We start from the raw sequence: 25,896 nt of genomic DNA, 5'->3' as shown, positions 1-25,896 counted from the left end.
CCATCGGCGGCATCCGCAGGACGGTGCGCCAGGCGCGCCGCCACCTCCACGCCCAGGGCCTCCAGCGCCAGCTTGGCATCGCCCGCCATGCCGACTTCGGTCAGGTAGTTGGCGCCGATCACCATGGGATCGATGTCGATGTGCAGGATGGGCACGTTGCGGTTGGGGAAACGCCAGTGCTCGGTGGAGGTCGAACCGGCGCGGCAGCCGACGAACAGCACCACGTCGGCCGCGGCCACCACGTCGCGTGTCGCCATCACGCCGCCGTTGGAGCCGACCACGCCCGCATTCAGGGGATGGTTGTCGGCCAGACTGCCCTGCCCGCTCACGGTCACGCAGACCGCGGCCTTGAGCGATTCGGCCAACTCCTGCAAGGCGCCGCTGGCGCCGGCGATGACCACGCCGCCGCCACAGATGATCACCGGCGCCCGCGCGCTGACCAGCCGCTGCGCGGCGCGCGCGACGTCCAGGGGATCCGGCGCGTAGCGCATGGCCGGGAAACGTCCATGCTCGGGCTGGGCCCAGACATCGGACCCGTCCACCTGCTGCTTCATCACGTCGTACGGAAAGCACAGATGGGCAGCGCCGGGCTTGCCGGTCGTCATGGCGCGGAAGGCCGCGCGCACCATGCCGGGAATCTGGTCCGCGCGGTCGATCGTGCGGTTCCATTTGGTCAGCGGACGGTACAGCGCTTCCTGGTCCAACTCGGTCAGCGGATACTTGCCGCGCGAGCCCACCGCCACGTCCGAGGTAATGCCGAGCACCGGGATGGACGATTCATTGGCCTCCACCAGGCCGGGCAGCAGATAGGTCGCGCCGCCGCCGCTGGGGCCTTCGCACACGCCGACCTTGCCGGTCACGCGGGCATAGGCGTCCGCCATGTAGCCGGCGCTGCGCTCATCGCGCGTCAGGATGTGCTGCATGCCGTGGTCCAGCCGGTACAGCGCATCGTAGAACGGCAGGCTGGTGTCGCCGCACAGGCCAAAAATGTGCTTGACGCCGTTGTGCTGCAACATGCGCACCATGGCTTCGGCGCCGGTCATGTTTTCCATGTCATCTCCACTTGTGTTGCACGAGCCGTGGCCGGGCGGCGCGCCGCCGGCCACGCGCCGTTCAGTTATCCAGATTGATGTTGCTGCTCTTGATGAAGGCGCTCCAGCGGTCGTATTCCGACTTCACGTAGGCGTCCAGCGCCGGGCCATCGGAGGCCACGATCTCAAAGCCTGCGTCCGTGACCTTCTTGCGGATTTCCGGATCGGCCAGCACGGCCTTGAAATCGGCGGTCAGTTTTTTCACCGTCGCTTCCGGCGTGCCCTTGGGCGCGAACATGCCGCTCCAGGAATAGGCGACAAAGCCGGGGAAACCCGATTCCGCCACCGTCGGCACATTCGGCAGATCGGCCAGGCGCTTGTCGCCCGCCACCGCCAGCGGCTTGATCTTGCCGGCCTGAATCTGGCCGCGCAGGGCCGCGAAGCTCAGCCAGGTCATGCTGGCCTGGCCGCCCACTACCGCCTGGATTGCCGGTCCGCCGCCGCCGTACGGCACGTGCAGCAGCTCGACCTTTGACAGGCGCTTGAGTTCTTCGGGCGCCAGATGGTTCAGCGAGCCCACGCCGGTGGATGCATAGTTGAACTTGTTGGGCGGCTGCTTGGCGGCCGCCGCCAGGAATTCCTTCAGGTTGTCGCCCGGCACGCTGGGATTGGCGCCCAGTACCAGCGGGAAACGCACCGTCTGCGAAATGGCGACGAAGTCCTTGAACGTGTCGTAGGGCAACTTGGGCTTCACGGCGGGGTTGATGCCATGGTTGTCGAAGCTGACCAGCAAGGTGTTGCCGTCGGGTTCGGCGCGCGCCACGAAGGCGGTGGCGATCTGGCTGGCCGCCCCCGGCCGGTTTTCGACCACCACCGCGCGGCCGCCCAATTGCTGCGACAGGCGCGGCTGCAGAATGCGCGCCAGGATGTCGGTACTGCCTCCAGGGGGATAAGGCACGACCAGTATCAGCGGCCGCTCCTCCGCGGCGGCGGCCGGTGCGGCGACAAAGGCCCCCGCCGTGGCGGACAGCATGCATAGCGCAGCCAGTCCACGCTTTATCCTGTGATTCATGATTTTTCCCCTGCTTGTATGGTGTTGGCCGGCGCTATCGTGGCGGGTTCGGCCTGGTCCCGCATGTAGATCGTGGAAAAACCGGTGCGTATGACGTCGGTGATCTGGTCCAGGCGTCGGCCGATATGCGCGTCCATCAGGCCCGGCAAGGCATCGATGTCACGCCGTTCCAGTGCCTCGACGATACGCAGGTGCTCGCCCTGCGTGTGACTGCGGCGCCCCTGCTGCATGTCGATCCAGCGCACGAAGTGAATACGGGCGTTGACGCTTTCCAGCGCGCGCACGAACTCCTCGTTGCGCGAGCAGCGCGCCAGCCTCAGATGGAAGGCCTCATCGAGTTCCAGCAGGCGGGTCGCGTCGCTGTCTTCGGGTAGATCGCGGGACCGCTCGACGAACTCCCGCAGGCTGGCCAGTTCTTCGTCGCTGGCACGCTCGCAAGCCGCGCGCACGATGCCCGCCTCCAGCACGGCGCGGTATTCGTAGAGGCTGTGGATCTGCTTGGCGTCGAGCAGGCGGGTGATGAAACCTCGGTTGACCGACCGGGTCAGGAAACCTTCGACCATCAGCTGGTTCAGGACTTCGCGCAACGGCGTGCGGCTGACGTTCAGCTTGCGGGCCAGTTCCACCTCGTTGATGCGTTCACCAGGCTTGAAGTCGAAGCGCACCGCCATCGCCTTGACCGCGCCGTACAGCTCCGCCTGCGCTTCCTTGGTGCGCGCCGCGGGGCGGACTGCGATAGAGGATTGGGTCATGCCTGCTCACCTGGGCTAGGTTGAATGGCCGGGAATGAAATGCATACTAAAGTGCATACAGTTCGAGCAACAACCCGGGTTTCCCCGCAAGCCCGATGCCGCCAGCCTCCCTGTACGTCCTGGATGGGGCTAACGCAAGGCGAAAAAAAGCCCGCAACGCGGGCGGTGCGGGCAATTCGTTGCTGCGGCGGCGCCTGCCGCCTGGCGTTTACAAGCCGGTGTCCAGCGTGTAGTGGGCGCCGTCCTTGTTTTCGAGGGTCAGCGTCGAAAGCGTGGGCCCCGCCGCTGCCGCGTCCAGGCTCACGTGGATCCGCAGATTCGCCAGCGGCACGTCCCAGCCGCCGTTTGCGGCTTCGGCGTCCACGCCAGCCACCAGCGCCAGCCGCTGGGCGACCGCGCGCGCATCCTGCGCCCGGGCATCGATGCGCACCAGGCTGCGCGCGCCGTTGGGATGCGCCATGAGTTCTGGCGACCACACGCACTCGGGCGTCAGATGGCGGCAGAAATACATGCGGATGCCGGGCAAGGGCTGCTCGGCGAAGCGCACGGTATGAAAACGGGCCTGGACTTCCTGACCATCCAGCACGGCGGGACGGCTCAGTTCCTGGACCGGGTTGACGGCAAACCCAGCCGCCAGCAGGCGCTCGCGGGTGGCTTCGGCGTCATAGGTGCGGAACACCAGCGCCTCCAGCCCGAACGGCGAATCGGCGATTTCCTTGCGCGCGGGCGGCGCGCCGGGCGGCCAGCCCAGCAGTTCGACATACGTGCCTTCCAGCACGATCAGCCGGTTGCACGACCCCAGGTTGTGCACCGCCTTGTCGCTGAGGTGGAACCCCTGGCGCTCGAAATGCGGGGCCAGCGCATCCAGCCGGTCGCGCACCATGACCACGGCATGGTCGAATTCAGTGCGGCCGACGGAATGCAGCATGATGGCTCCTGGATCAGACGAGCTTGCCGTGGCACTGCTTGTACTTCTTGCCGCTGCCGCAGGGGCACGGGTCGTTGCGGCCGACCTTGGGCAAAGCATTGCGCACGGGCTGCGCACCGCTTTCCGGTTCGGACTGGGCCAGCGCTTCGTCGTAATCGGAATGGTGGTACTGCACGTTCTGCACATGCGGCTGCGCCGCTTCGGCCTCTGCCTGTTCGACCTGTTCCTGCGACTGCACGCGCACCGTCATCAGCACCCGGACCACGTCGTCGCGGATGCGGTCCAGCATGCCCGAGAACAGCTCGAAGGCTTCGCGCTTGTATTCCTGCTTGGGGTTTTTCTGCGCATAGCCGCGCAGATGGATCCCCTGGCGCAGGTAATCCAGCGCCGACAGGTGTTCACGCCAGTGCGTGTCGATCGCCTGCAGCATGATCGAACGCTCGAACTGCGCCCACGATTCCGTGCCGACCTGGTCGACCTTGGCCTGATAGGCCTCGCGCGCGGCGTTCACCACGCGCTCGCGCAGGTCGTCGTCGGTCAGGCTGGCTTCCTTTTCCAGCATTTCCGTCAGCGGCAGCTGCAGGTGCCAGTCGCCTTCCAGCGCCTTCTGCAGCGCCGGCACATCCCACTGTTCTTCCACCGATTCCGGCGGCACGTAGGTGTTGACCATGTCGGTCACGGCGGCATCGCGCAGGTTCTGCACGGTGGCGCCCACGCTGGCGGCTTCCAGCACGTCATTGCGCTGCGAGTACAGCACCTTGCGCTGGTCATTGGCGACGTCGTCGTACTCCAGCAATTGCTTGCGGATGTCGAAGTTGCGGCCTTCCACCTTGCGCTGCGCGGTCTCGATCGAACGCGTCACCATGCCGGCCTCGATGGGCTCGCCCTCGGGCAGCTTCAGGCGTTCCATGATGGCACGCACGCGGTCGCCCGCGAAGATGCGCATCAGCGAGTCTTCCAGCGACAGATAGAAGCGCGACGAGCCCGGATCGCCCTGGCGGCCGGCACGGCCGCGCAGCTGGTTGTCGATACGGCGCGATTCGTGGCGTTCGGTGCCGATGATGCGCAGGCCGCCGGCGGCCTTGACCTGCTCGTTCAGCGGCTTCCAGTCGGCGCGCACCTTCGCGATGCGAGCGTCTTTTTCAGCCTCGGACAGCGACTCGTCGGCGCGGATCAGGTCGACCTGCTTATCGACGCTGCCGCCCAGCACGATGTCGGTGCCGCGGCCCGCCATGTTGGTGGCGATGGTGATGTGGCCAGGCTTGCCGGCTTCAGCGACGATCTCGGCTTCACGGGCATGCTGCTTGGCGTTCAGCACTTCGTGCGGCAGCTTGGCCTTCTTCAGCAGGCCCGACAGCAGCTCGGAGTTTTCGATGCTGGTGGTACCCACCAGCACCGGCTGGCCGCGTTCGTGGCAGTCGCGGATGTCTTCGAGGATGGCGTTGTACTTTTCGCCATCGGTCTTGAAGACCTGGTCGTTCTGGTCCTTGCGGACCATGGGCTTGTTGGTCGGGATGATGACCGTTTCGAGCCCGTAGATTTCCTGGAATTCGTAGGCTTCCGTATCGGCCGTGCCGGTCATGCCGGACAGCTTTTCGTACATGCGGAAGTAGTTCTGGAACGTGATCGACGCCAGCGTCTGGTTCTCGTGCTGAATCTTCACGCCTTCCTTGGCCTCGACCGCCTGGTGCAGGCCGTCGGACCAGCGGCGGCCCACCATCAGGCGGCCGGTGAATTCGTCGACGATGACCACTTCGCCGTCCTGCACCACGTACTGCTGGTCGCGGAAGAACAGCGTGTTGGCGCGCAGCGCCACCATCAGGTGGTGCATCAGCGCGATATGGCGCGGGTCGTACAGCGATTCGCCCTCGGGCAGGATGCCCAGGCGCGACAGGATGCCTTCGGCATTCTCGTGCCCGGCTTCGGACAGATAGACCTGCTGGCTCTTTTCGTCGACCCAGTAGTCGCCTTCGGGTTCCGGCTCCTGCGGCTTGGGCTCGTGGGCCATGCGCTTGAGCAGCGGCGGCACCGCGTTCATGCGGACGTAGAGCTCGGTGTGGTCTTCGGCCTGGCCGGAAATGATCAGCGGCGTGCGGGCTTCGTCGATCAGGATCGAGTCCACTTCGTCGACGATGGCGTAGAACAGCCCGCGCTGGCGACGGTCTTCAACACGGTATTCCATGTTGTCGCGCAAGTAGTCGAAGCCGAACTCGTTGTTGGTGCCGTAGGTAATGTCGGCGAGGTAAGCCGCCTTCTTTTCCTCGTTGGGCTGCTGCGGCACCACCACGCCTGTGCTCAGGCCCAGGAAGTGGTACAGACGCCCCATCCATTCGGCGTCGCGGCGGGCCAGGTAGTCGTTCACCGTGACCACGTGCACGCCCTTGCCGGCGATCGCGTTCAGGTAGACCGGCAACGTCGCCATGAGCGTCTTGCCTTCGCCCGTGCGCATTTCGGCGATCTTGCCGCTGTGCAGGGCGATGCCGCCCAGCATCTGCACGTCGAAGTGGCGCATGCCGAACACCCGCTTGCCCGCTTCGCGCACAACCGCGAAAGCTTCGGGCAGCAGATCGTCCAGGGATGTGCCCTGGGCGTGACGGGAACGGAATTCCTCGGTTTTGGCCGCCAGCTCCTCATCGGAGAGCGCGGAGATCTTGGGTTCGAACCCATTGATCTGGGTTACCAGCTTGCGATACTGCTTAAGCAGCCGGTCGTTGCGGCTGCCTATGAGTTTTTTGAGCAGAGAAACCATGCGTATGTCGGCCGCACGAGCCACGCCGCGCCTGCAAAAGGCCGGAGCAGCGTCACCCGTGACTTGATGTTATTGGTTGAGCGGGGGTCCGCTGGGAAACGAACCAGTTTAACGCACCTGGAGCGCAATAGCCTGAACCTATGGACAGGGTAGCACTGCCGGCCGGTTTGACCGGCACGGACGCTCTGGGTTCACTGCGCGGCGTGGGCCACCGCGGAAGGCGGCGCGGTCTGATGCGGTCCCAGGAACAGGCGCGGGTCCAGCGGCTGCCCGGCCAGGCGGACCTCGAAGTGCAGATGCGGGCCAGTGGAACGGCCGGAACTGCCCACGCGGGCCACTTGCTGGCCGCGTTCCACCAACTGCCCCTGCTTCACCATCAGGGAGGAAGCATGGGCGTAGCGGGTGATCAAGCCGTCACCGTGATCGATCTCGACCATATTGCCGTAGCCCGGCTGGAACTTGGACTCCAGCACCACCCCGCCCGAGGCCGCCAGGATGGGCGTACCCGGAGGCGCGGCGAAATCCAGGCCCTCGTGCATGGCGCTGCGGCCGGTCACGGGGTTGCGACGCCAGCCGTACGATGAGGTGAGATAGGGGTAATCGGTGATCGGCATGGCTGTCGGCATGCGCGCCTGGTCCGCCGACCGCTTCGTCAGCGCCGCGTCCAGCAACTTCAGATTGTCCGACTGCTGGGCCAATCTGGCCTGGATTTCGTCGAGCTGGCGGCCCAATGCCTCGGCCGAGGCCGCGCTGGGCGGCGGGTGGTCGGTGAACAGATCGTCCATGACCTGGGTGGCTTCGGGCTGGGTCAGCGCCTCGGGCTGCGCCACGGCCAGTTGCTTGGCCAGTTCGGGATCGGTGTAGGCCACGCCGGCGACCTTGGCCACCCGTTGGCCCAGGCCGTCGATGCTCACCAGCTTGGCCTGCAGCGCCCCCACCTTGGCGGCCAGCAGATTCATGTTTCCGCGCAGGAAATCGGCGTCGCGCCCGGGTTGGCCCGCCAGGGGCCAGCCCACGGCATGTACGGCCGGCAGGATCGGAGTAAGGTATCGTTGTAACGCGGCGCCAAAGATGGCGGCCGTGATCAAGGCGCCCCCCAGAAACAGCGCGAGGCGCGCGCCGCCCAGGGTGAAATGCCCGTCCTGCCCGTCACGGGCGTGCATAATCACGATTTTCAAGGTTTGCTTCCTAATTCTTAGAGCCGGCATGAATAGACCCACTTCATACCGTCAACGTTCCAGTTCCAGCCGGCGGAAAGAAGATACCGCCCTGGGATGGCTGGGTCATGACATGCGGGGCGCCGGCGTTCTGGCGACCGCCCGCAAGCACTTGCAAATCCAGTACGCGGTGGCGGCGGTTCTGCCCGCCCCGCTGGGCGCCGTATGCCAGGTGGGCAAGCTGGAAAACCAGTGCCTCCACCTGGTGGTGCCGAGTGCCGCGCATGCGGCCAAGATGCGTCAATTGGCACCGCGCATCGCGCGGACCTTGGCAGACCAAGGCTGGAACCTTAACGAAATCGCCGTCAAGGTACAAGCAGGTTTGCCCAAACCCGGCGCCCGCCAGCCGCGCCCTCCCAAAGAGGCGCAACCACTGGGCGACACCGCCCTGGGCGCGTTCGAGACACTGCACGACAACCTGCGGCCGGGCCCTCTGGCCGACGCGGTCGCCAAGCTGCTGAAGCACCACAAGAGTAGCTGAAGCCGGCCGGGTTGTCCTTGACCCGAAGCCCCCGGAAACGAAGCGAAACCAAGTTCTCGGACGGATTCATCCTATGGTTTGCCGCCGGTTTGCGCCTTAAGCGCTAGAGGATGACGACCGTCACATCCTCTGGGAGTCCTCAGGGACCTAGCTGCGCAAGATGATAGCGCGGACGTCGCGGAGCCGGCTTTGCCGGTCCGCAGACGTCGCCCCCTTGAGGGGGCCCGCGTCAGCGGGTAGGGGGTGGGTCTGACTCTAGGCCAGCTTCCACTCTTGGCGGAATGCCTGCGGCGCTTCAGCCTGGGATTCGTAAGTGATCAGTTCCCAGGCATCGCGCTGCTCCAGCAGCGCGCGGGCCAACTGGTTGTTCAGGCCGTGGCCCGACTTGCACGCGACGTAGCGCGCCACCAGGGGTTTGCCCAGCAGATACAGGTCGCCGATGGCGTCCAGGATCTTGTGTTTTACAAATTCGTCGTCGTAGCGCAGCCCATCGCTGTTGAGCACGCGGTACTCGTCCATGACGATGGCGTTGTCCAGGCTGCCGCCGCGGGCCAGGCCCATGGAGCGCAAGGCCTCGACTTCATTGACGAAACCGAAGGTGCGCGCGCGGGCGATTTCCCGCACATACGAGTGCGTGGCGAAATCGATCTCGGCGAAATTGGCCGTGGAATCGATGGCGGGGTGGCGGAAATCGATCGAGAACGCCAGCGCGTAGCCCTCATGGGGCTCCAGGCGCGCCCATTTTTCGTTGCGGCCTTCGCCTTCGCGCACTTCCACGGGCTTCAGCACGCGGATGAATTGCTTGGGCGCGTTCTGTTCGACGATGCCCGCCGAGCGCAGCAGATAGACAAACGTGGCCGCACTGCCGTCCATGATGGGGACTTCTTCGGCAGTGAGGTCGATATGCAGGTTGTCGATGCCCAGGCCGGCCAGCGCCGACATCAGGTGTTCCACCGTGGACACGCGGACATTGCCCTGCTGCAGCACCGACGCCATGCGCGTGTCACCCACGCCGGTGGCCTGCGCGGGCAGGTCCACGACCTGTGGCAGATCGACGCGATGGAACACGATGCCCGTATTCGGTTGTGCCGGGCGCAAGGTGAGCTCGACCCGCCGTCCGGAGTGGACGCCGACGCCTGTCGTGCGGACGAGATTCTGAATGCTGCGCTGTCGGAACATGAGACTTTGGTGTTTTTGAGCCAGGAAGCCGGCAAGAAGACGAACAGATTGCCGGCGTAACTGACGTATTGTAACTCTGTCCGATCCCTGGCGCCATTTGGCGTCTGGATCGACCGATACCTCCGTCCCTTATTGAAACCGTGCAAGGGAAACACGGACCGCTCTGCCTCCGGCTTGCCTGTGGGGACAGGCAGGCCGGAGATGAGGGAGTGCATTTAGAGCCAGAAATCGGCTCCTGGGTTCAATCCGCTTGCTTGCGCAGGAATGCCGGGATGTCGAAATGATCCATGCCCGAGCTTTCCAGAGCACGCACCTGAGCCGACGCCTGGCTGCGCGGGTTGCGCATGACAGACGGCATGTCCAAGTTGCGGTAATCGCCTTGACCGCCAGCCGGCATCGTGCCCATGGGCATGTTGTCGGTGCCGGTACGCAGCACTTCAGCGGTGTTCTGCACCAGCTGCGGACGCGCTTGCGCACGGCCCAGGCCGGTTGCCACCACGGTCACGCGCAGGTTTTCGCCCATGGACTCGTCGTAGGCGGTGCCGAAGATCACGGTCGCGTCGTCCGAAGCGTAGCTGCGGATCGTTTCCATGATTTCGCGCGTTTCGCGCATCTTCAGCGAGCGGCTGGCAGTGATGTTGACCAGCACGCCGCGAGCGCCGTTCAGGTCCACGCCTTCCAGCAGCGGGCAAGCGATGGCGTGCTCGGCGGCCACCCGGGCGCGGTCCGCACCCGAAGCCGACGCCGTGCCCATCATGGCCTGGCCCTGCTCGCCCATGATCGTCTTGACGTCTTCGAAGTCGACGTTGACGTTGCCTTCGACGTTGATGATTTCGGCGATACCCGCGCAAGCGTTGTGCAGGATGTCGTCGGCCGAACGGAAGCAGTCTTCCTGCGTCGCGTCCTCGTCCATCAGTTCATAGAGGTTCTCGTTGAGTACCACGATGAGCGAATGCACGTGCTTGGCCAGTTCCGAGATACCGTCCTCGGCCATCTTCAGGCGCTTGTTGCCTTCGAAGGTGAAAGGCTTGGTGACCACGCCCACAGTCAGGATGCCCAGTTCCTTGGCGACTTCGGCCACGACCGGACCTGCGCCGGTGCCGGTGCCACCGCCCATGCCGGCGGTGATGAAGACCATGTGCGCGCCGTTCAGCGCGGCACGGATCTCCTCGCGCGCGGTTTCAGCCGACGCGCGTCCCTGCTCGGGCTTGGCGCCCGCGCCCAGGCCGGTGCGGCCCAGACGGATCTGCACCGGGGCGTTGGTCGCCGCCAGTGCCTGCGCATCGGTGTTGGCGCAGATGAAATCCACCCCGTGCACACCGCTGCGAATCATGTGCGCGACGGCATTGCCGCCCGCACCGCCCACACCAACGACCTTGATAACGGTCCCTTTGGTGTTGTTCTCAAGCATCTCAAAGTTCATCATGATGACTCCCTCACAAGTCCGATTTCGCAAATCACAAAAATTCCCCAACCAACCTATGTTTTGTGAATCGCCTCAAACTCGTCGCCGGACGGGCCCGCAACGGGTTTGAAGCGCCTCCCCTCTTCTGGCCCAGTCCGCATTACCGCCGCTGACCGCACCAAGGACAGGCCCCAACCTGCCCCTTGAAACTCAGTTCATGAACCATTCCTTCATGCGCGCCAGCAGGCTCTTGAAATTGCCTGTCTGGGCGGCGACCTTGCGGCCGCGCACGCGCTGCATTCTTGCTTCCTGCAACAAGCCCATCACCGTCGAGAAGCGCGGATTGCGCATCACGTCGGCCAGGCTGCCTTCGTATTCGGGCACTGCCACGCGCACCGGCTTGAGGAACACGTCCTCGGCCAGTTCGATCATGCCGGGCAGTTGGGCCGAGCCGCCGGTCAGGACCACGCCGGAAGCCAGCAGGTCTTCGTAGCCGGAATCGCGCACGACCTGCTGCACCAGCGTGAACAGCTCCTCCACGCGCGGCTCGATCACCGCGCCCAGCGCCTGGCGCTTGACCTGGCGCGGGCCGCGGTCGCCCAGGCCCGGCACTTCCACGGACTCGTCCGGGCTGGCCAGCACCTGCTTGGCGACGCCGTAGCGCAGCTTGATTTCCTCGGCATCGGGCGTGGGCGTGCGCAGCATCGCGGCGATGTCGTTGGTGATCTGATCGCCGGCGATGGGCAGCACGGCGGTATGGCGGATCGCGCCGCCGGTGAAGATGGCCACGTCGGTGGTGCCGCCGCCGATGTCGACCAGCACCACGCCCAGTTCCTTTTCATCGGCGGTGAGCACGGCCAGGCTGGAGGCCAGGGGTTGCAGGATCAGGTCCTGCACTTCCAGGCCGCAGCGGCGCACGCACTTCACGATGTTCTGGGCGGCGCTGACCGCGCCCGTCACGATGTGCACGCGCACTTCCAGGCGCAGTCCGCTCATGCCGATGGGCTCGCGGATGTCTTCCTGGCCATCGACGATGAACTCCTGCGTCAGCACGTGCAGCACCTGCTGGTCGGTCGGGATGTTCACCGCCTTGGCGGTCTCGATGACGCGGGCAACGTCGGTGGCGGTGACTTCCTTGTCCTTCACGGCGACCATGCCGCTGGAATTGAAGCTGCGGATATGGCTGCCGGCAATGCCGGTATAGACGTCGCGAATCTTGCAATCTGCCATCAGCTCGGCTTCTTCAAGCGCGCGCTGGATGGAATTCACAGTGGTCTCGATATTGACGACCACGCCCTTGCGCATGCCGCGCGATTCATGCTGGCCCAGGCCGAGCACTTCGAATCGCCCTTCAGGCAAAATTTCAGCCACCACAGCCACCACCTTGCTGGTGCCGATATCGAGGGCGACGATAAGGTCCTTGATGTCACGGGTCATGGCGTTAGCGTTTCTTGGGAGGTTTCGGTATGGATTTGGATTTGGTTTCCGACGGCGGCAACGGAGCCAGCGCCAGGGCGAAACCATTGGGATAGCGCAGGTCGGCCTGCGTCACGGTGCGCCCTTCCAGGCGCCCCGCCACGGCGGGCCACGCCTGCACAAAACGTTGAATGCGGGCCGCGAACGGCAAGGCGCCCGGCAGGCCATGCGGATCCGGCGCATCGGCGCCCGGATCGCGGCCCAGATCCAGCGACATGCCGTTGGACAGCACCACGCGCCAGGCGTAGCGCGGACTCAGGTCCAACTGCGTGACGTGCATGTCCAGCGGGGCGAACCAGCGCGCCAATTCGGCGTAGCGCTGCACGACCAGCGATTCGGAGCCCTCCGGACCGGAGAATTGCGGCAGCACGGTCTCGTCGTCCACCTCGCCCGTGTTGGCCGTGAACGCTTCGCCCCAGGTGTTGATCATCTGGTTCTCGTTCCACAGCGCCAGAGGCTGCTGCTCCTCGATCCGCACGCGCAACACATTGGGCCAGATCCGCCGCACGGTGGCATGCCGGACCCACGGGACCGACTCGAAGATCTCGCGCGCGTCGTCCAGGTCCACCGTGAAGAAATTGCCTTTGAAGCGGCCCGCGATCGCCGACCGCACCGCCCCCGTGGACACGTAGTGGAGCTCGGTGTCCGGCATCGATTCCAGCTCGATGGCCTGCAGCGTGAAGAACGGGCGTTGCACCACCCACACCACGCCCGCGACGAGCATGGCGCAAACCGCCAGCACGGCCAGCGTGTTGGCGATCAGGTTGGTGGTGCGAGCGTCGTTCCACACAGAGTATCCGGGTCAAGCGTTACGGGCCGGGCTGCGCACTTTGCACGCGGCTTCGGACAAGATCGCCACGCACAGGTCGGCGTAGCTGATTCCCACCGCCTTGGCGGCCATGGGAACGAGTGAGTGGCTGGTCATGCCAGGCGAGGTGTTCATTTCCAGCAGCCACGGCCGGTTGTCGCGGTCGAGGATGAAATCGGCGCGGCCCCAACCTTCGCAGCCCAGCGCCTGATAGGCCTGGACCGCGATCTCGGCGACTTCCGCGGCCACTTCGGGCGGCAGCGTGGCCGGGCAGAAGTACTGCGTGTCGTCGGAAAAGTACTTGTGCTCGTAGTCGTAATTGCCGCCAGGCGCGGCGATCTCGATGACGGGCAGCGCGCGCGCGGTCTTGCCGCCGCCCAGCACCGCCACGGTCAGCTCGCGGCCGGTGATGAACTGCTCGGCCAGCACTTCGGCATCGAAACGCGCGGCCGCGGCGTAGGCTTCCTTCATGTCGGAATAGCCCACCACCTTGGTGATGCCCACCGTCGATCCTTCATGCGGCGGCTTGATGATCAGCGGCAGGCTCAGGCGGTCGGGCACCAGACGCAGTTCGGTGTCCGCATCCAGCAATTCAAAGTCGGGCGTGGGCAGGCCGTGCTGCAGCCACACGCGCTTGGTCATGGTCTTGTCCATGGCGAGCGCGGACGCCAGCGGGCCGCTGCCGGTATAGGGGATACCCAGCAGTTCCAGGGCGCCCTGGATGGTGCCGTCTTCGCCATAGCGGCCGTGCAAAGCGATGAACACGCGGTCAAAGCCCTGGGCGGCCAGCTCGGACAGGCTACGCTCGCCCGTGTCGAACAGGTGCGCGTCCACGCCGGCGCTGACCAGCGCCTGGTGCACGCCCGCGCCCGACATCAAGGACACTTCGCGTTCGGCGGAACGTCCGCCGTACAACACACCCACCTTGCCGAATTGCGTGCTCATGCCAGTTCTCCAACTTGGGCGGGGACTTTGCTGATCGAACCCGCTCCCATAACTATCACCACGTCGCCGTCGCGCACGAAATCCACCACGGCCTGCGGCAGTTCCGCCACGTCCTCGACGAACACCGGCTCGACCTTGCCGGCCACGCGCAAGGCGCGCGACAGGGCCCGGCCGTCCGCCGCCACCAGCGGCGGCTCGCCTGCGGCGTAGACCTCGGTCAGCAGCACGGCATCAGCGGTACCCAGCACGCGTACGAAGTCTTCAAAACAATCCCGAGTCCGCGTGTAGCGATGCGGCTGGAACGCCAGCACGATGCGGCGGTCGGGCCAGGCGCCGCGAGCGGCGGCCAGCGTGGCGGCCATTTCCACCGGATGGTGGCCGTAATCGTCGATCACCGTGAAGCTGCCGCCGCCATGGTTGGCCGGCACGGGGAAGTCGCCCGTCTGCGTGAAGCGGCGGCCCACGCCATGGAAGGAAGACAGCGCCTCGCAGATGGCCTCGTCGGCCACGCCCAGCTCGGTCGCCACGGCGATCGCGGCCAGCGCGTTGCGCACGTTGTGCAAGCCGGGCAAGTTCAGTTCGACCTGCAGCGGCGGCAACAGGGTGTCGCGATGCGTGCGCTGCACGTTGAAGCGCATGCGCGTGCCTTGCGGCTGCACTTCGTAGGCGCGCACCTGCGCCTCTTCGTTCAGGCCATAGGTCGTGATGGGTCGCGACACGAAGGGCATGATCTCGCGCACATTGGCATCGTCCGAACACAGCACCGCACTGCCGTAGAACGGCAGGCGCTGCGTGAACTCGATGAAGGCGCTCTTCAGGCGCGCCACATCGTGCCCGTAGGTGTCCATGTGATCGGCATCGATATTGGTCACGATGGCCATCACCGGCAGCAGGTTCAGGAACGAAGCGTCGGATTCGTCGGCTTCGACCACGATGTAGTCGCCCTGCCCCAGGCGCGCATTGGCGCCCGCGGAATTCAGGCGGCCGCCGATCACGAAGGTCGGATCCAGGTCGCCGGCGGCGAGCACGCTGGCCACCAGGCTGGTCGTGGTCGTCTTGCCATGCGTGCCGGCAACGGCGATGCCGCGCTTCAGGCGCATCAGCTCCGCCAGCATGAGGGCGCGCGGCACCACCGGGATGCGCGCCGCGCGGGCGGCGATCACCTCGGGGTTGTCGCCCGCCACTGCCGTGGACGTGACGATGGCGGCGGCGCCAGTGACGTTGCTGGCCACGTGGCCGATCGCGATCTTCATGCCCAGGCCGGCCAGGCGGCGGGTCACCGCCGACTCGTGCAGGTCGGAACCGCTGATGGTGTAGCCCAGGTTGAGCAGCACCTCGGCAATGCCGCTCATGCCCGAGCCGCCGATGCCTACGAAATGGATGTGTTGAATTCTGTGTTTCATGATGAACGCCCCGCTGCTTGTTCACAGACGTCGGCGATATGAGCTGCGGCTTCGGGGCGCGCATGCGCGCGGGCCCGTTCGGCCACGGCTTGAAGTTCTTGTCGGGAGCGCTGGCCCAGCCATTGCGCCAGCCATTCAGGCGACAGGCCGGTCTGCGGCTGCAGCCAGGCGGCCTGCGCGTCGCTCAGGAAGCGCGCGTTGGCGGTCTGGTGGTCGTCGATGGCATGCGGAAACGGCACGAACAAGGCCGCGACACCCGCCGCAGCCACTTCGGACACCGTCATGGCGCCCGCGCGGCAGATCAGCAGGTCGGCCTCGCCCATGGCGCCCGCCATGTCATCGATGAATGCGCGGCAGTCGGCTTCCACGCCCGCCTGGGCGTAGGCCTGCTGCAGCGCGGGCAAATGTTGTTCGCCAGCCTGGTGCACCACCACCGGCCGGCTTTCCTGCGGCAGGCGCGCCAGCGCCTGCGGCAAGGTGGTGTTCAACGCCTGGGCGCCCAGGCTGCCGCCCACGATCAGCACGCGCAGCGGACCGCTGCGGCCGGCGTAACGCTCCACGGGGTCCGGCAGCGCGCACAGGTCCGCGCGCACCGGATTGCCCATGGCCTCGCCCTTGGGCAGCACGCCGGGAAAACCGCTGAGCACGCGGCGGGCCATCCGGGCCAGCCACTTGTTCGCGGTGCCTGCCACGGCATTCTGTTCATGCACGACCAGTGGCGTGCCGCGCAGCGCGGCGATGACGCCGCCCGGGAAAGCTACGTAGCCGCCCATGCCCAGCACCACGTCGGGCCGCACGTCGGACAAGCGCGACCAGGCTTGCCCGAACGCGCGCAACAGCAGGAACGGCAGCTTCAGCAGCGCCGCGGCGCCCTTGCCGCGCACGCCCTGGAAGCGCAACGGGACCAGCTCGATGCCGCGCGGCGGCACCAGCCGGCCTTCCATCTTTTCTGGATTGCCCAGCCACAGCACGCGCCAGCCGCGCTCGCGCAGCACGTCGGCCACGGCCAGGCCCGGCATGATGTGCCCGCCGGTGCCGCCGGCCATGATCAAGATGGTGCGCGAGGCCGTCATACCCGACCTCCACGCATCATGATGCGGTTTTCCACATCGACCCGTATTAGCATGGCCAACGCGCACAGGTTCATCACCACGCCCGAGCCGCCGTAGCTCATCAGGGGCAGGGTCAGGCCCTTGGTGGGCAGCAGGCCCAGGCAGACGCCCATGTTGATGAAGGCCTGCACGCCGAACCACATCGCCACGCCATGCGCGACCAGGCCCGCGAAGGTGCGTTCCATGGCGATGGCCTGGCGGCCGATGTCGAAACCACGGTAGACGATGATGGCGAACAGGGTGATGACCAGCATCACGCCGGCAAAGCCCAGCTCCTCACCCACCACCGCCATCAGGAAGTCAGTGTGCGCTTCAGGCAGGTAGTGCAACTTTTCGACGCTGGCGCCCAGGCCCACGCCCAGCCACTCGCCGCGGCCCAGGGCAATCAGCGAATGCGACAACTGGTAGGCGCTGCCGTAGGCATTGTCTTCGTTCCACGGATCCAGATAGGCGAACAGACGCGCGCGGCGCCACGGCGACAGCCAGATCAGCATCAGGAAGGTGCTGACCAGCACCGCCAGCAAGCTGCTGAAATACTTGCCGTTGATACCGCCCAGGAACAGGATGCCAATGGCGATCGCCACGATCACCATGAAAGCGCCCAGGTCGGGCTCGAGCAGCAGCAACATGCCGACGCCCGCCAACGCGAATGCCATCGGCAGGAAGCCGCGCGCGAAGGCCTGCATGTGTTCCTGCTTGCGCACGGTGTAATCGGCGGCGTAGAGCAGCGCGGCCAGCTTCATCAATTCGGAAGGCTGGAAGTTGAGCGGGCCCAGCGGGATCCAGCGGTGCGCGCCGTTGACTTCGCGGCCGATACCGGGAATCAGCACTGCCACCAGCAGCACGATAGCCACCACGAACAGCGGCACGGCCAGACGCTGCCACACGCGGATCGGCACTGCCAGCACCACGCCGGCGGCAAGCAGCCCGGCGCTGATGAACAGGCCATGGCGGATCACGAAGTAGTAGCGGCCATACGAGGCGTAGCGGGGGCCGTCGGCCAGGGCGATCGATGCCGAATACACCATCAGCAGGCCGAGCAGCAACAAGGTCGACGCCGCGATGACCAGCGGCAGATCGAAATTGCGCATGCGGGTACGGCCGGGCCGTACGGCGTTGACGCTGGCGGTGAGATCGGCGATCAGGCTCATGCGACCTCTCCACGGTCACGGGCCAGGTCGTCGACCTCTTCCACGAATACCTGTCCGCGATGCGGATAGTTGCGGAACATGTCCAGGCTGGCGCAGGCGGGCGACAAGAGCACGGCGTCGCCGGGCTGGGCCAGTTCGGCGGCGCCGCGCACCGCGTCGCGCAGCGTTTCAGCCATGACGCATTTCACGCCGGTTGACGCCAGCACGCGGCCGATCTCGGGGCCGTCCTGGCCGATCAGCATCACGGCGCGCGCGTGCTGCGCCACGCCCGGAATCAGCGGCGAAAAATCCTGGCCCTTGCCCTGGCCGCCGGCGATCAACACCACCTGCTGGCCCAGGCCCTCCAGCGCGGCGACGGTTGCGCCCACGTTGGTGCCCTTGCTGTCATTGATGTAGTCGACGCCGCCGATCGTGCGCACGAAGGCCGCACGATGCGGTTCGCCCGTGTACTCGCGCAGCGCGCGCAGCATGGAACCCCAACCCAGGTCCAGGCAGCGCGCGAGCTGCAGCGCGGCCAGCGCGTTCAAGGCATTGTGGATGCCGCGGATGCGCAGAGCGTCCACCGGCATCAGGCGACTCATGCGGCCTTTGGCGCGCACCGGTTCGGGCGCGTCCTTCTTGCGGCGCACCGGCGGCGCGGGCTCATCGAAATCACTGGGTTCGCAGGCCACCAGCCATGCCACGCCCTGACCCAGTTCCAGGCCCATGTCGCCCACCAGTTCCGGTACATCGCGGCCGAAGCTACGCACATTCAGCGCGTTCAGGGTGGCGACCATGTCGACGGTGTAGGGATCGTCGCGGTTGACGATGGCCACGCGGGCCATCTTCAGCAGGCGGGCCTTCGACTGCGCGTAGGCTTCCATGCCGCCGTGCCAGTCCAGGTGGTCCTGAGTGACGTTCAGCACCACAGCCGCGTCGGCCATCAGTGAACGCGTCGTTTCCAGCTGGAAGCTGGACAGCTCCAGCACCCAGACTTGCGGCAGCGATTCAGCGTCCAGCGCCTCCATCAGCGCGGCTAGCGCCGCGGGGCTGATGTTGCCCGCCGCCACGACCGACAGGCCGCTGGCCTCGATCAGTTGGCGCGTCAGCGCGGTGACGGTGGTCTTGCCGTTGGTGCCGGTCACGGTCAAAAGGCGAGGCCGGTACTCGCGCGTTTCGGCCAGGTCGGCCAACGCACGCGCAAACAATTCGATCTCGCCGACGATCTCGATGCCACGGGCCTCGGCCTCGCGCAGCAGGTCTGCGGCGGGAGGCTGAGTGGGCGCCAGGCCGGGGCTCAGCACGACCTGGCTCACGCCTTCCAGCAGCGCCGTGTCGAAGGACTGGTCGCAGGCCAGCCGGTATTCCACTTCGTTTTGCGCCAGCGATTCACGCAACGCGGCCAGCCCGCCCGGTTCGGCGCGCGTGTCAGCCACGCGCAAGCGGGCGCCCAGGCGGGCGCACCAGCGAGCGGCGGCGACACCCGTCTCGCCCAATCCGAGGATCAGGACAAGCGGCGCGTCAGCGCGGGAGGTTTCCATCGTATTCATCGCAACTTCAGGGTAGAGAGGCCAATCAGCACCAGCATCATGCTGATGATCCAGAAACGCACGACCACCTGGGTTTCTTTCCAGCCGCCCACTTCAAAGTGATGATGCAACGGCGCCATGCGGAATATGCGTCTACCTGTTCCATAACGTCGCTTCGTGTACTTGAACCAGGTCACCTGGATCATCACCGACAGCGTTTCCACCACGAACACGCCGCCCATGATGAACAGCACGATCTCCTGGCGCACGATGACCGCGATGGTGCCCAGCGCGCCACCCAGCGCCAGCGCGCCAACGTCGCCCATGAACACCTGCGCCGGATACGCGTTGAACCATAAAAATGCCAGTCCCGCGCCCCCGATCGCCGCGCACAGCACCATCAATTCAGAGGCGCCGGGGATATACGGGAACAACAGGTACTTGGAATAGTCGACACGGCCGACCACGTACGCGAAGATGCCCAGCGCGCTGCCCACCATCACGGTCGGCATGATCGCCAGGCCGTCCAGGCCGTCGGTCAGGTTGACGGCATTGCTGGTGCCGACGATCACGGCCCAGGTCAGCGCCACGAAGCCCAGCACGCCCAGCGGATAGCTCACCGATTTGAAGAACGGCACGATCAGGTCGGCGCGCGTCGGCAACGCCATCGTGAAGCCGCTTCCGACCCAGGCCTTGAACAGCGGCCACAGTTCGGTATTGGCGGGAGCCGACACGGCGAACGCCAGATACACCGCGGCAATCATGCCGATGGTGGCCTGCCAGAAGAACTTCTGGCGGGCGGGCATGCCCTCGGGATCGCGATAAACGACTTTGCGGTAGTCGTCGCGCCAGCCGATCCAGCCGAAGCCGAACGTCACCAGCAGCACCACCCACACGAAGCGGTTGGTCCAATCCGCCCACAACAAGGTGCTGATGGCGATGGAAATCAGGATCAGCACGCCGCCCATCGTGGGGGTGCCGGTCTTGACCAGATGCGTCTCCGGGCCGTACGAACGCACGGCCTGGCCGATCTTCATCTCGGTCAGCTTGCGGATCACGCGCGGACCGGCGACCAGGCCGATCAGCAATGCCGTCGCGCACGCCAACACGGCGCGCAAAGTGATGTATTCGAACACGCCCAGCGCGCGCACATCATCGGAAAGCAGACGGGCGATCTCAAGCAGCATGGTGTTCTCCCTGCGCCTTGGCCGCCTGTCCGTCATTCAAAGAAAAAGCCGTCACTACCCGCTCCATGCGCATAAAGCGCGATCCCTTTACCAATACGCAGGACGCGCGCAAACCGCGCAAGGCGGCAACCACTTCGTCTACCGATGCGCAGGCGTGCGCCCCAGCTCCGAATGCGGCCGCGGCCGCCCGGCTGGCTTCGCCCAGCGTGACCAGCGCGTCAAGCCCATGCTCGCGCGCGTAAACGCCCGCCTCTGCATGCAGGGCCGGGCCGTCGTCTCCGATTTCACCCATGTCGCCCAACACCAGAACGCGCTTGCCGGCCATGCGGCCCAGCACGTCGATGGCGACACGAACCGAATCGGGGTTGGCATTGTAGGTGTCATCAATGAGCAACGTTCCGTCACTCATTTGCTTGTGCTGCATGCGGCCCGCAACGGGGACAAAACCCGCCAGGGCGCGCACGGCGCTATCCAGCGGCACTCCCGCCGCGATGGCGCTGGCGATCGCCGCCAGTGCATTGCGCAGGTTATGCAACCCGGGCACCGGCAGGGACAGCTCCGCCGTGCCAACAGGCGTCACGACGCGACAGCGCGTGGCGCTCACGTCGGCAAGAATATTCTCGGCGTACACATCCAGGCCGGGTTGCAGACCAAAGCGCAGCACGCGGCGCGGTTCCGCCAGCGCATCCCAGATTGCGCAATACGGTTCATCTCCCGGGTACACGGCAATGCCGTCGTCCGGCAGCGCCGTGATCGCGGCGCCGTTCTCGTGCGCCACCGCTTCCACGGTGTGCATGAACTCCTGGTGTTCGCGTTGCGCGTTCGTCACCAGGGTGACCGTCGGCGCCGCCATGGCGGCCAGTTGGGCGATTTCACCCGGGTGGTTCATGCCCAGTTCGAAAACGGCCGCCCGATGTTCCGGACGCAAGCGCAGCAGCGTCAGCGGCACGCCGATATCGTTGTTCAGGTTGCCGGCGGTGGCCAAACGGCCCGCTTCGCCCCGCCATTCGGCCAGCATGGCCGAGATCATTTCCTTGGTGGTCGTCTTGCCGTTGCTGCCCGTCACTGCCACCACCGGCAGCGAAAACTGCGAACGCCACGCCGCGCCAATGCGCATCAGCGCCAGGCGGGTGTCGCCCAGCACCAATTGCGGCAACTTCGCGTCGCCGACGGCATGCGCCACGACAGCCGCGCAGGCGCCTCGGCCTTCGGCCTGATCAAGATAGTTGTGCGCGTCGAAATTCTCGCCGACCAGCGCCACGAACAATTCGCCCGTGCCGATGCGGCGGGTATCCGTGGACACGCCTTTGACCTGCGGCAGCAGCAATGCCAGGCGCGCCCATTCGCGGTCATCGAAAGGCAGCTTTTCGCCCCCCATGTCCTGATAGGTTTCGTGCCCCTTGCCCGCCAGCAGCACCACGTCTTCGGGCAATGCGGCCCAGATCGTCTGCATGATGGCGCGTGCGCGGTCGACCTGGACATCGGCCTTTGCCGCTTTCGGGATGCCGGCCAGAATTTGTTCAACGATCGCTTCGGGCGATTCCGTGCGCGGATTGTCGCTGGACACCACTACGTGGTCGGCCAGTTCCGCCGCGATGCGGCCCATTTCGGGGCGCTTGCCCGGATCGCGCTCGCCGCCGCAGCCAAACAGGCAGATCAGGCGGCCAGAGCGGGCAACCGCCACCGCGCGCAGTGCCGTCAAGGCGCGCGACAACGCATCGGGCGTGTGCGCGTAGTCCACCACCACCAGCGGGCCGCGGCCCGCATGGGCCTGCGTCGTGACCGGCAGCGTTTCCACGGTCTGCAGCCGACCGTCCACCGGGTCCGTCGCGGCCAGTTCCCGCGCGATCTGCGCGAACGGCAGGCCGAGCTTGTACAGCACGCCAGCCACCAGCAGCAGGTTCGACACGTTGTGCGACCCCAGCAGACGCGTCACGATCTGGGCTTCGCCATGGGGCGACACCAGCGTGAAGATCTGACCTTGGGACGTCGCCTGAAGATCGCGTGCGCGCATCGCGGCCGGGATCTCGGGCGCGTCGCTCAGGCTGTAGCCCATCGCGCCGGTACCGGCGGGCAGGCTTGCAATCAGCCGGCGTCCGGCCGCGTCATCGGCATTGACGATGGCGGCCGTCAGGCCCGGCCAGCGGAACAGGCGGGCCTTGGCGGCCTCGTAGTGTTCCATCGTGCCGTGGTAATCAAGATGGTCGCGCGTCAGGTTCGTGAAGGCGGCCAGCGCAATGCGCACGCCGTCCAGACGCCCCTGTTCGATACCGATCGACGACGCTTCCATGGCCACCGCCTTCGCGCCGGCGTCGCGCATCGCCGCCAGCGTGCGATGCACGGTCAGGACGTCGGGCGTCGTCAAGTCGCCGCCCAGCGTGCGGCCGTCGGGCAGCACGGCGCCCAGGGTGCCGATGGTGCCGCAAGGCTTGTCGTTACGGCTCAGCGCATGCGCGATCCATTGGACCGACGAGGTCTTGCCGTTGGTGCCCGTCACCGCCACCACCGCCAACGCGGCGGACGGACGGCCGTACCAGGTGTCGGCCAACTCGCCCAGCAAGGCGCGCAGCCCGGTCACGGGCAACATCGGCGTATCGCCGCCAGCGGCCTCGATGGCTTCGCTGGCCGGAGCTTCGAACAACACTGCGCTGGCGCCCAGCGCCAACGCCTTATCTATATAGAGACGTCCGTCGCTGGACAGGCCCGGGCAGGCAACGAACACGTCGCCCGGCTCGATATCGCGCGAGTCCAGCTTGAGGTGCGCCGTCAACGAGACGCGCGCATGCAACCACGCCACGGTTTCGGCAACCGTGGCGACAGGGTGGGAGAGGAAGCCTTTGGCGCTCATCTGCCTGGCTCCTTGAGACCAGCAACAATCGTGGATTCAAATGGCGCGTCCGGCCGCACCCCCATCAGCCTCAGGCTCCCCCCCACGATATGGGAGAACACGGGCGCGGCGATCGCGCCGCCGTAATAACCGCCGACCGTCGGCTCGTCGATGGACACGGCCACCACGATCTTCGGATCCGACACCGGAGCGAAGCCCACATACGAGCTCCGATAACGCTGCATGCTGTACTTGCCGTCGACGATCTTGCGCGCGGTGCCGCTCTTGCCGGCCACGCGGTAACCCTGCACCTGCGCGGCCTTCGTGCCTTCGGGGCCGGCGGCCGCTTCAAGCATCGCGCGCACCATGGCGGTCGTCTTGGGCGTATAGATCTTGACGCTGGTGGGGTCGCTGTCGCGCTTGACCAGCGTCAGCGACACCATGTCGCCGTTGCGCGCGAACACGGTGTAGGCGCGCGCCACTTGCAGCAGCGACACGGACAGGCCGTAGCCATAAGCCATCGTCGCTTTTTCGATCAGCCGCCAGCGGTCCCAGGGGCGCAAGCGGCCGGGCGCAGCGCCCGGGAATCCCACTTGAGGCGCCTGGCCCAGGCCCAATTCGGTGAAGCGGTCCCACATTTCGCGGGATTCCAGCTTCTCGGAGATCATGGTCATGCCGATATTGCTGGACTTGCGCAGCACGCCGGCCACGTCCAACGTGCCGTTGCGGCTCACGTCGCTGATCGTGCTGCCCTGATAGCTGAAGCGGCCATTGCCGGTTTCGAACAACGTCGAGGTCGTGATCCGGCCCAGGTCCAGCGCCAGCGCGGCGGTGAACGGCTTCATGATCGAGCCGGGCTCGAACGTGTCGGTAATGGCCTGGTTGCGCAGCTTGGATCCGTGGAAGGACTCGCGCTTGTTCGGATCGAAAGTCGGCACGTTGGCCAGCGCCAGGATTTCGCCCGTATGCACGTCCACGACCACGGCGGTAGCACCCTTGGCCTGGTGCTTGTCCATGGCGTCCTTCAATTCCTTGAACACCAGGTACTGCAAACGCGTATCGATGGACAGGCGCAAGTCGCGGCCGTCCACCGGCAACGTCACGGCCTGCACGTCTTCAATGACCCGGCCCAGCCGGTCCTTGATGACGCGGCGGCTGCCGGGGCGGCCAGACAGCTGCTGGTTGAACGTCAGTTCGACGCCTTCCTGGCCTTGGTCTTCGACGCTGTTGAAGCCCACCACGTGGGCCATCACGTCGCCGTCCGGGTAGTAGCGGCGGGTCTCGGGTTGCTGGTGCACGCCAGCCATGCCCAACTGTTTGATCTTGTCGGCCACGTCCATCGGGACCTGGCGCTTCAGGTAGACGAAGTTCTTGTCTTCATCGACCAGGCGGTGACGCAAATCGGCCACCGGCATGTCCAGCAGCTTGGCCAGCGTATCCATCTGCGCAGGCGTGCCCTGCTTGGCGTCTTCCGGAATTGCCCAGATGGCGCGCGCCGGCACGCTGGAAGCCAGCACCGCGCCGTTGCGGTCCATGATCTTGCCGCGCGTGGCCGCCAGCGTCAGGGTGCGTTCATAACGGCGTTCGCCCTGCTGCTGCAGAAACTCCGTCGACAGCCCTTGCAGGAAGAGCGCGCGGCCAGCCAGCACGGTGAATCCGCCAAACAGCAGGATCAGCACCAGGCGCGCGCGCCAGGTGGGCAGTTGCCCACGCAGCACGGGGTTGTCGAAGAAGGGAACGCGTTTCATTGCGCGCCCCCAGCGGTGGAGACGGGCGCTTGATTCAGATACAGCGTGCGGTCCGGAACGATGGGAATCATCTTCAGGCCGTCGCGTGCAATCACATCGACCCGCGCGTTGCGGGCGAGTTCGGCGCGGTCAAGCTGCAACCGGCGCCAATTGGTTTCCAGGTCGCGTTCCTGGGCCTGATCACGTCCCAGCTCCACAAAGAGCTGACGCGACTGATACCGGCTGGTGACCAGGGAAATGGCCGACAGCATCAGTAAAGCCGCAATGATCAAGTTGACACGACCCATTAGCGCCGCCCTCCCTTGCCGCCGCGGCGAGGCGGCGGAGCCAGGTCGCTGCCGGGCAGCGAACCGATCTTCACGAACGCGAAGCCGCCCTCGGCGGGCAGTGGCGTTTCGGTGCGTTCGGCAACGCGCAGGACAGCGGAGCGGGCGCGGGCATTACCCGAGACCTCGTCGTCTTCGGCCTGGACACGGCCAAGGGAACGCAGGATCGGCTGGGGCATTTCGCTTTCACGCAGCGGCAGGCGTGCATGCGCGGCGGCCGGCCGAGCCGCCGCCACGATGCACTGCTTGACCATGCGGTCTTCAAGCGAATGAAAGCTGATCACCGCCAACCTCCCCCCCGGAGCAAGCAGGTCTAGAGCTGCCGCGAGGGTGCGCGCGAGCTCTTCGAGTTCCCGATTGATGTAAATCCGTAAAGCTTGAAAGGTGCGTGTGGCCGGATGCTGCCCCTTTTCGCGCGTGCGGACGGCGCTGGCGACGCACTCGGCAAGCTCGAGCGTGGTGCGCAGCGGCCTTGTTGCGCGGCGAGCAGCAATCGCCTTTGCAACCTGAAAAGCAAACCGTTCTTCGCCATAATCCGCTATGACCTCCCGCATCTCATCCACACTGGCTTGCGCCAGCCAATCCGCCACC

At 65.9% G+C, this 25,896-nt stretch carries 21 protein-coding genes; 1 reads left to right on the top strand and 20 read right to left on the bottom strand.

The window, feature by feature from the left end; all coding sequences use genetic code 11:
* The 6 genes from VIR09_RS12640 to VIR09_RS12615 all read right to left on the bottom strand — a co-directional run.
* Positions 1-1,052, bottom strand: a 1,052-nt coding sequence (locus VIR09_RS12640) for a thiamine pyrophosphate-binding protein (protein ID WP_332013179.1), incomplete at its 3' end; no start/stop codon positions are given.
* 61 nt (positions 1,053-1,113) lie between these two features.
* On the bottom strand, positions 1,114-2,103 hold the full coding sequence (locus tag VIR09_RS12635) for a tripartite tricarboxylate transporter substrate binding protein (protein WP_332013178.1): 990 nt from the start codon (positions 2,101-2,103) through the stop codon (positions 1,114-1,116).
* On the bottom strand, positions 2,100-2,855 hold the full coding sequence (locus VIR09_RS12630; RefSeq protein WP_332013177.1) for a GntR family transcriptional regulator: 756 nt from the start codon (positions 2,853-2,855) through the stop codon (positions 2,100-2,102). Before VIR09_RS12630 ends, VIR09_RS12635 begins: the two co-directional genes overlap by 4 nt.
* A 208-nt stretch (positions 2,856-3,063) precedes the next feature.
* Entirely contained in the window at positions 3,064-3,783 is a 720-nt protein-coding gene (locus VIR09_RS12625; protein WP_332013176.1) for a VOC family protein, read from the bottom strand.
* A gap of 13 nt (positions 3,784-3,796) precedes the next feature.
* Positions 3,797-6,532, bottom strand: coding sequence for a preprotein translocase subunit SecA (secA, locus tag VIR09_RS12620; RefSeq protein ID WP_332013175.1), 2,736 nt, complete (start codon positions 6,530-6,532; stop codon positions 3,797-3,799).
* Positions 6,533-6,723: 191 nt separating this feature from the next.
* Complete coding sequence (locus tag VIR09_RS12615) at positions 6,724-7,695, bottom strand: M23 family metallopeptidase (RefSeq protein WP_332013180.1); 972 nt, start codon at positions 7,693-7,695, stop codon at positions 6,724-6,726.
* A 127-nt stretch (positions 7,696-7,822) separates the two neighbouring features.
* Here VIR09_RS12615 and VIR09_RS12610 point away from each other — a divergent pair, with 127 nt between their 5' ends.
* A complete protein-coding gene (locus tag VIR09_RS12610; RefSeq protein ID WP_013391534.1) occupies positions 7,823-8,230 on the top strand; it encodes a DciA family protein in 408 nt (135 codons plus the stop codon).
* A gap of 255 nt (positions 8,231-8,485) precedes the next feature.
* On the opposite strand, the gene lpxC is transcribed toward VIR09_RS12610, so the two are convergent.
* The 14 genes from lpxC to rsmH all read right to left on the bottom strand — a co-directional run.
* Complete coding sequence (gene lpxC, locus VIR09_RS12605) at positions 8,486-9,409, bottom strand: UDP-3-O-acyl-N-acetylglucosamine deacetylase (RefSeq protein ID WP_332013174.1); 924 nt, start codon at positions 9,407-9,409, stop codon at positions 8,486-8,488.
* A 241-nt stretch (positions 9,410-9,650) separates the two neighbouring features.
* Complete coding sequence (gene ftsZ / locus VIR09_RS12600) at positions 9,651-10,835, bottom strand: cell division protein FtsZ (RefSeq protein WP_013391532.1); 1,185 nt, start codon at positions 10,833-10,835, stop codon at positions 9,651-9,653.
* A 189-nt stretch (positions 10,836-11,024) separates the two neighbouring features.
* Positions 11,025-12,251, bottom strand: a complete 1,227-nt coding sequence (gene ftsA / locus VIR09_RS12595; protein WP_006217473.1) for a cell division protein FtsA — start codon at positions 12,249-12,251, stop codon at positions 11,025-11,027.
* Positions 12,252-12,255: 4 nt separating this feature from the next.
* Positions 12,256-13,080 carry a cell division protein FtsQ/DivIB gene (locus tag VIR09_RS12590; protein ID WP_332013173.1) on the bottom strand — a complete coding sequence of 275 codons (825 nt, stop codon included), beginning with the start codon at positions 13,078-13,080 and terminating at the stop codon, positions 12,256-12,258.
* A 12-nt stretch (positions 13,081-13,092) separates the two neighbouring features.
* Positions 13,093-14,043: a D-alanine--D-alanine ligase gene (locus VIR09_RS12585; protein ID WP_332013172.1), complete on the bottom strand. Its 951-nt coding sequence runs from the start codon at positions 14,041-14,043 to the stop codon at positions 13,093-13,095.
* Positions 14,040-15,446 carry a UDP-N-acetylmuramate--L-alanine ligase gene (murC, locus tag VIR09_RS12580; protein WP_332013171.1) on the bottom strand — a complete coding sequence of 469 codons (1,407 nt, stop codon included), beginning with the start codon at positions 15,444-15,446 and terminating at the stop codon, positions 14,040-14,042. Before murC ends, VIR09_RS12585 begins: the two co-directional genes overlap by 4 nt.
* Complete coding sequence (gene murG, locus VIR09_RS12575) at positions 15,443-16,519, bottom strand: undecaprenyldiphospho-muramoylpentapeptide beta-N-acetylglucosaminyltransferase (protein WP_332013170.1); 1,077 nt, start codon at positions 16,517-16,519, stop codon at positions 15,443-15,445. The genes murC and murG overlap by 4 nt, the downstream gene beginning before the upstream one ends.
* Positions 16,516-17,709 (bottom strand): putative lipid II flippase FtsW, encoded by a 1,194-nt coding sequence (gene ftsW / locus VIR09_RS12570; protein ID WP_332013169.1) that lies wholly within the window; start codon positions 17,707-17,709, stop codon positions 16,516-16,518. The genes murG and ftsW overlap by 4 nt, the downstream gene beginning before the upstream one ends.
* Entirely contained in the window at positions 17,706-19,238 is a 1,533-nt protein-coding gene (gene murD / locus VIR09_RS12565) for a UDP-N-acetylmuramoyl-L-alanine--D-glutamate ligase (RefSeq protein WP_332013168.1), read from the bottom strand. Before murD ends, ftsW begins: the two co-directional genes overlap by 4 nt.
* On the bottom strand, positions 19,235-20,404 hold the full coding sequence (gene mraY, locus VIR09_RS12560; RefSeq protein WP_105555524.1) for a phospho-N-acetylmuramoyl-pentapeptide-transferase: 1,170 nt from the start codon (positions 20,402-20,404) through the stop codon (positions 19,235-19,237). The genes murD and mraY overlap by 4 nt, the downstream gene beginning before the upstream one ends.
* Complete coding sequence (gene murF, locus VIR09_RS12555) at positions 20,394-23,252, bottom strand: bifunctional UDP-N-acetylmuramoyl-L-alanyl-D-glutamate--2,6-diaminopimelate ligase MurE/UDP-N-acetylmuramoyl-tripeptide--D-alanyl-D-alanine ligase MurF (protein WP_332013167.1); 2,859 nt, start codon at positions 23,250-23,252, stop codon at positions 20,394-20,396. The genes mraY and murF overlap by 11 nt, the downstream gene beginning before the upstream one ends.
* Positions 23,249-24,979, bottom strand: a complete 1,731-nt coding sequence (locus VIR09_RS12550; protein WP_105555526.1) for a peptidoglycan D,D-transpeptidase FtsI family protein — start codon at positions 24,977-24,979, stop codon at positions 23,249-23,251. The genes murF and VIR09_RS12550 overlap by 4 nt, the downstream gene beginning before the upstream one ends.
* On the bottom strand, positions 24,976-25,266 hold the full coding sequence (gene ftsL, locus VIR09_RS12545; RefSeq protein WP_105555527.1) for a cell division protein FtsL: 291 nt from the start codon (positions 25,264-25,266) through the stop codon (positions 24,976-24,978). Before ftsL ends, VIR09_RS12550 begins: the two co-directional genes overlap by 4 nt.
* Positions 25,266-25,896, bottom strand: a 631-nt coding sequence (gene rsmH, locus VIR09_RS12540; protein ID WP_332013166.1) for a 16S rRNA (cytosine(1402)-N(4))-methyltransferase RsmH, incomplete at its 5' end; no start/stop codon positions are given. The genes ftsL and rsmH, both read right to left, overlap by 1 nt.

The organism is Achromobacter sp., from assembly GCF_036567245.1.
Classification (GTDB): domain Bacteria; phylum Pseudomonadota; class Gammaproteobacteria; order Burkholderiales; family Burkholderiaceae_B; genus Achromobacter.
The sequence above is the reverse complement of the archived record's forward strand: the minus strand, read 5'-3'. Positions and strand labels throughout refer to the sequence as shown.

What these genes read in the sequence shown, in the direction of transcription:
- VIR09_RS12635 (WP_332013178.1), bottom strand. Translation starts at nt 2,103, where the DNA reads ATGAATCACAGGATAAAGCGTGGACTGGCTGCGCTATGCATGCTGTCC.
- VIR09_RS12630 (WP_332013177.1), bottom strand. Translation starts at nt 2,855, where the DNA reads ATGACCCAATCCTCTATCGCAGTCCGCCCCGCGGCGCGCACCAAGGAA.
- VIR09_RS12625 (WP_332013176.1), bottom strand. Translation starts at nt 3,783, where the DNA reads ATGCTGCATTCCGTCGGCCGCACTGAATTCGACCATGCCGTGGTCATG.
- secA (WP_332013175.1), bottom strand. Translation starts at nt 6,532, where the DNA reads ATGGTTTCTCTGCTCAAAAAACTCATAGGCAGCCGCAACGACCGGCTG.
- VIR09_RS12615 (WP_332013180.1), bottom strand. Translation starts at nt 7,695, where the DNA reads ATGCACGCCCGTGACGGGCAGGACGGGCATTTCACCCTGGGCGGCGCG.
- VIR09_RS12610 (WP_013391534.1), top strand. Translation starts at nt 7,823, where the DNA reads ATGCGGGGCGCCGGCGTTCTGGCGACCGCCCGCAAGCACTTGCAAATC.
- lpxC (WP_332013174.1), bottom strand. Translation starts at nt 9,409, where the DNA reads ATGTTCCGACAGCGCAGCATTCAGAATCTCGTCCGCACGACAGGCGTC.
- ftsZ (WP_013391532.1), bottom strand. Translation starts at nt 10,835, where the DNA reads ATGATGAACTTTGAGATGCTTGAGAACAACACCAAAGGGACCGTTATC.
- ftsA (WP_006217473.1), bottom strand. Translation starts at nt 12,251, where the DNA reads ATGACCCGTGACATCAAGGACCTTATCGTCGCCCTCGATATCGGCACC.
- VIR09_RS12585 (WP_332013172.1), bottom strand. Translation starts at nt 14,043, where the DNA reads ATGAGCACGCAATTCGGCAAGGTGGGTGTGTTGTACGGCGGACGTTCC.
- murC (WP_332013171.1), bottom strand. Translation starts at nt 15,446, where the DNA reads ATGAAACACAGAATTCAACACATCCATTTCGTAGGCATCGGCGGCTCG.
- murG (WP_332013170.1), bottom strand. Translation starts at nt 16,519, where the DNA reads ATGACGGCCTCGCGCACCATCTTGATCATGGCCGGCGGCACCGGCGGG.
- ftsW (WP_332013169.1), bottom strand. Translation starts at nt 17,709, where the DNA reads ATGAGCCTGATCGCCGATCTCACCGCCAGCGTCAACGCCGTACGGCCC.
- murD (WP_332013168.1), bottom strand. Translation starts at nt 19,238, where the DNA reads ATGAATACGATGGAAACCTCCCGCGCTGACGCGCCGCTTGTCCTGATC.
- mraY (WP_105555524.1), bottom strand. Translation starts at nt 20,404, where the DNA reads ATGCTGCTTGAGATCGCCCGTCTGCTTTCCGATGATGTGCGCGCGCTG.
- murF (WP_332013167.1), bottom strand. Translation starts at nt 23,252, where the DNA reads ATGAGCGCCAAAGGCTTCCTCTCCCACCCTGTCGCCACGGTTGCCGAA.
- VIR09_RS12550 (WP_105555526.1), bottom strand. Translation starts at nt 24,979, where the DNA reads ATGAAACGCGTTCCCTTCTTCGACAACCCCGTGCTGCGTGGGCAACTG.
- ftsL (WP_105555527.1), bottom strand. Translation starts at nt 25,266, where the DNA reads ATGGGTCGTGTCAACTTGATCATTGCGGCTTTACTGATGCTGTCGGCC.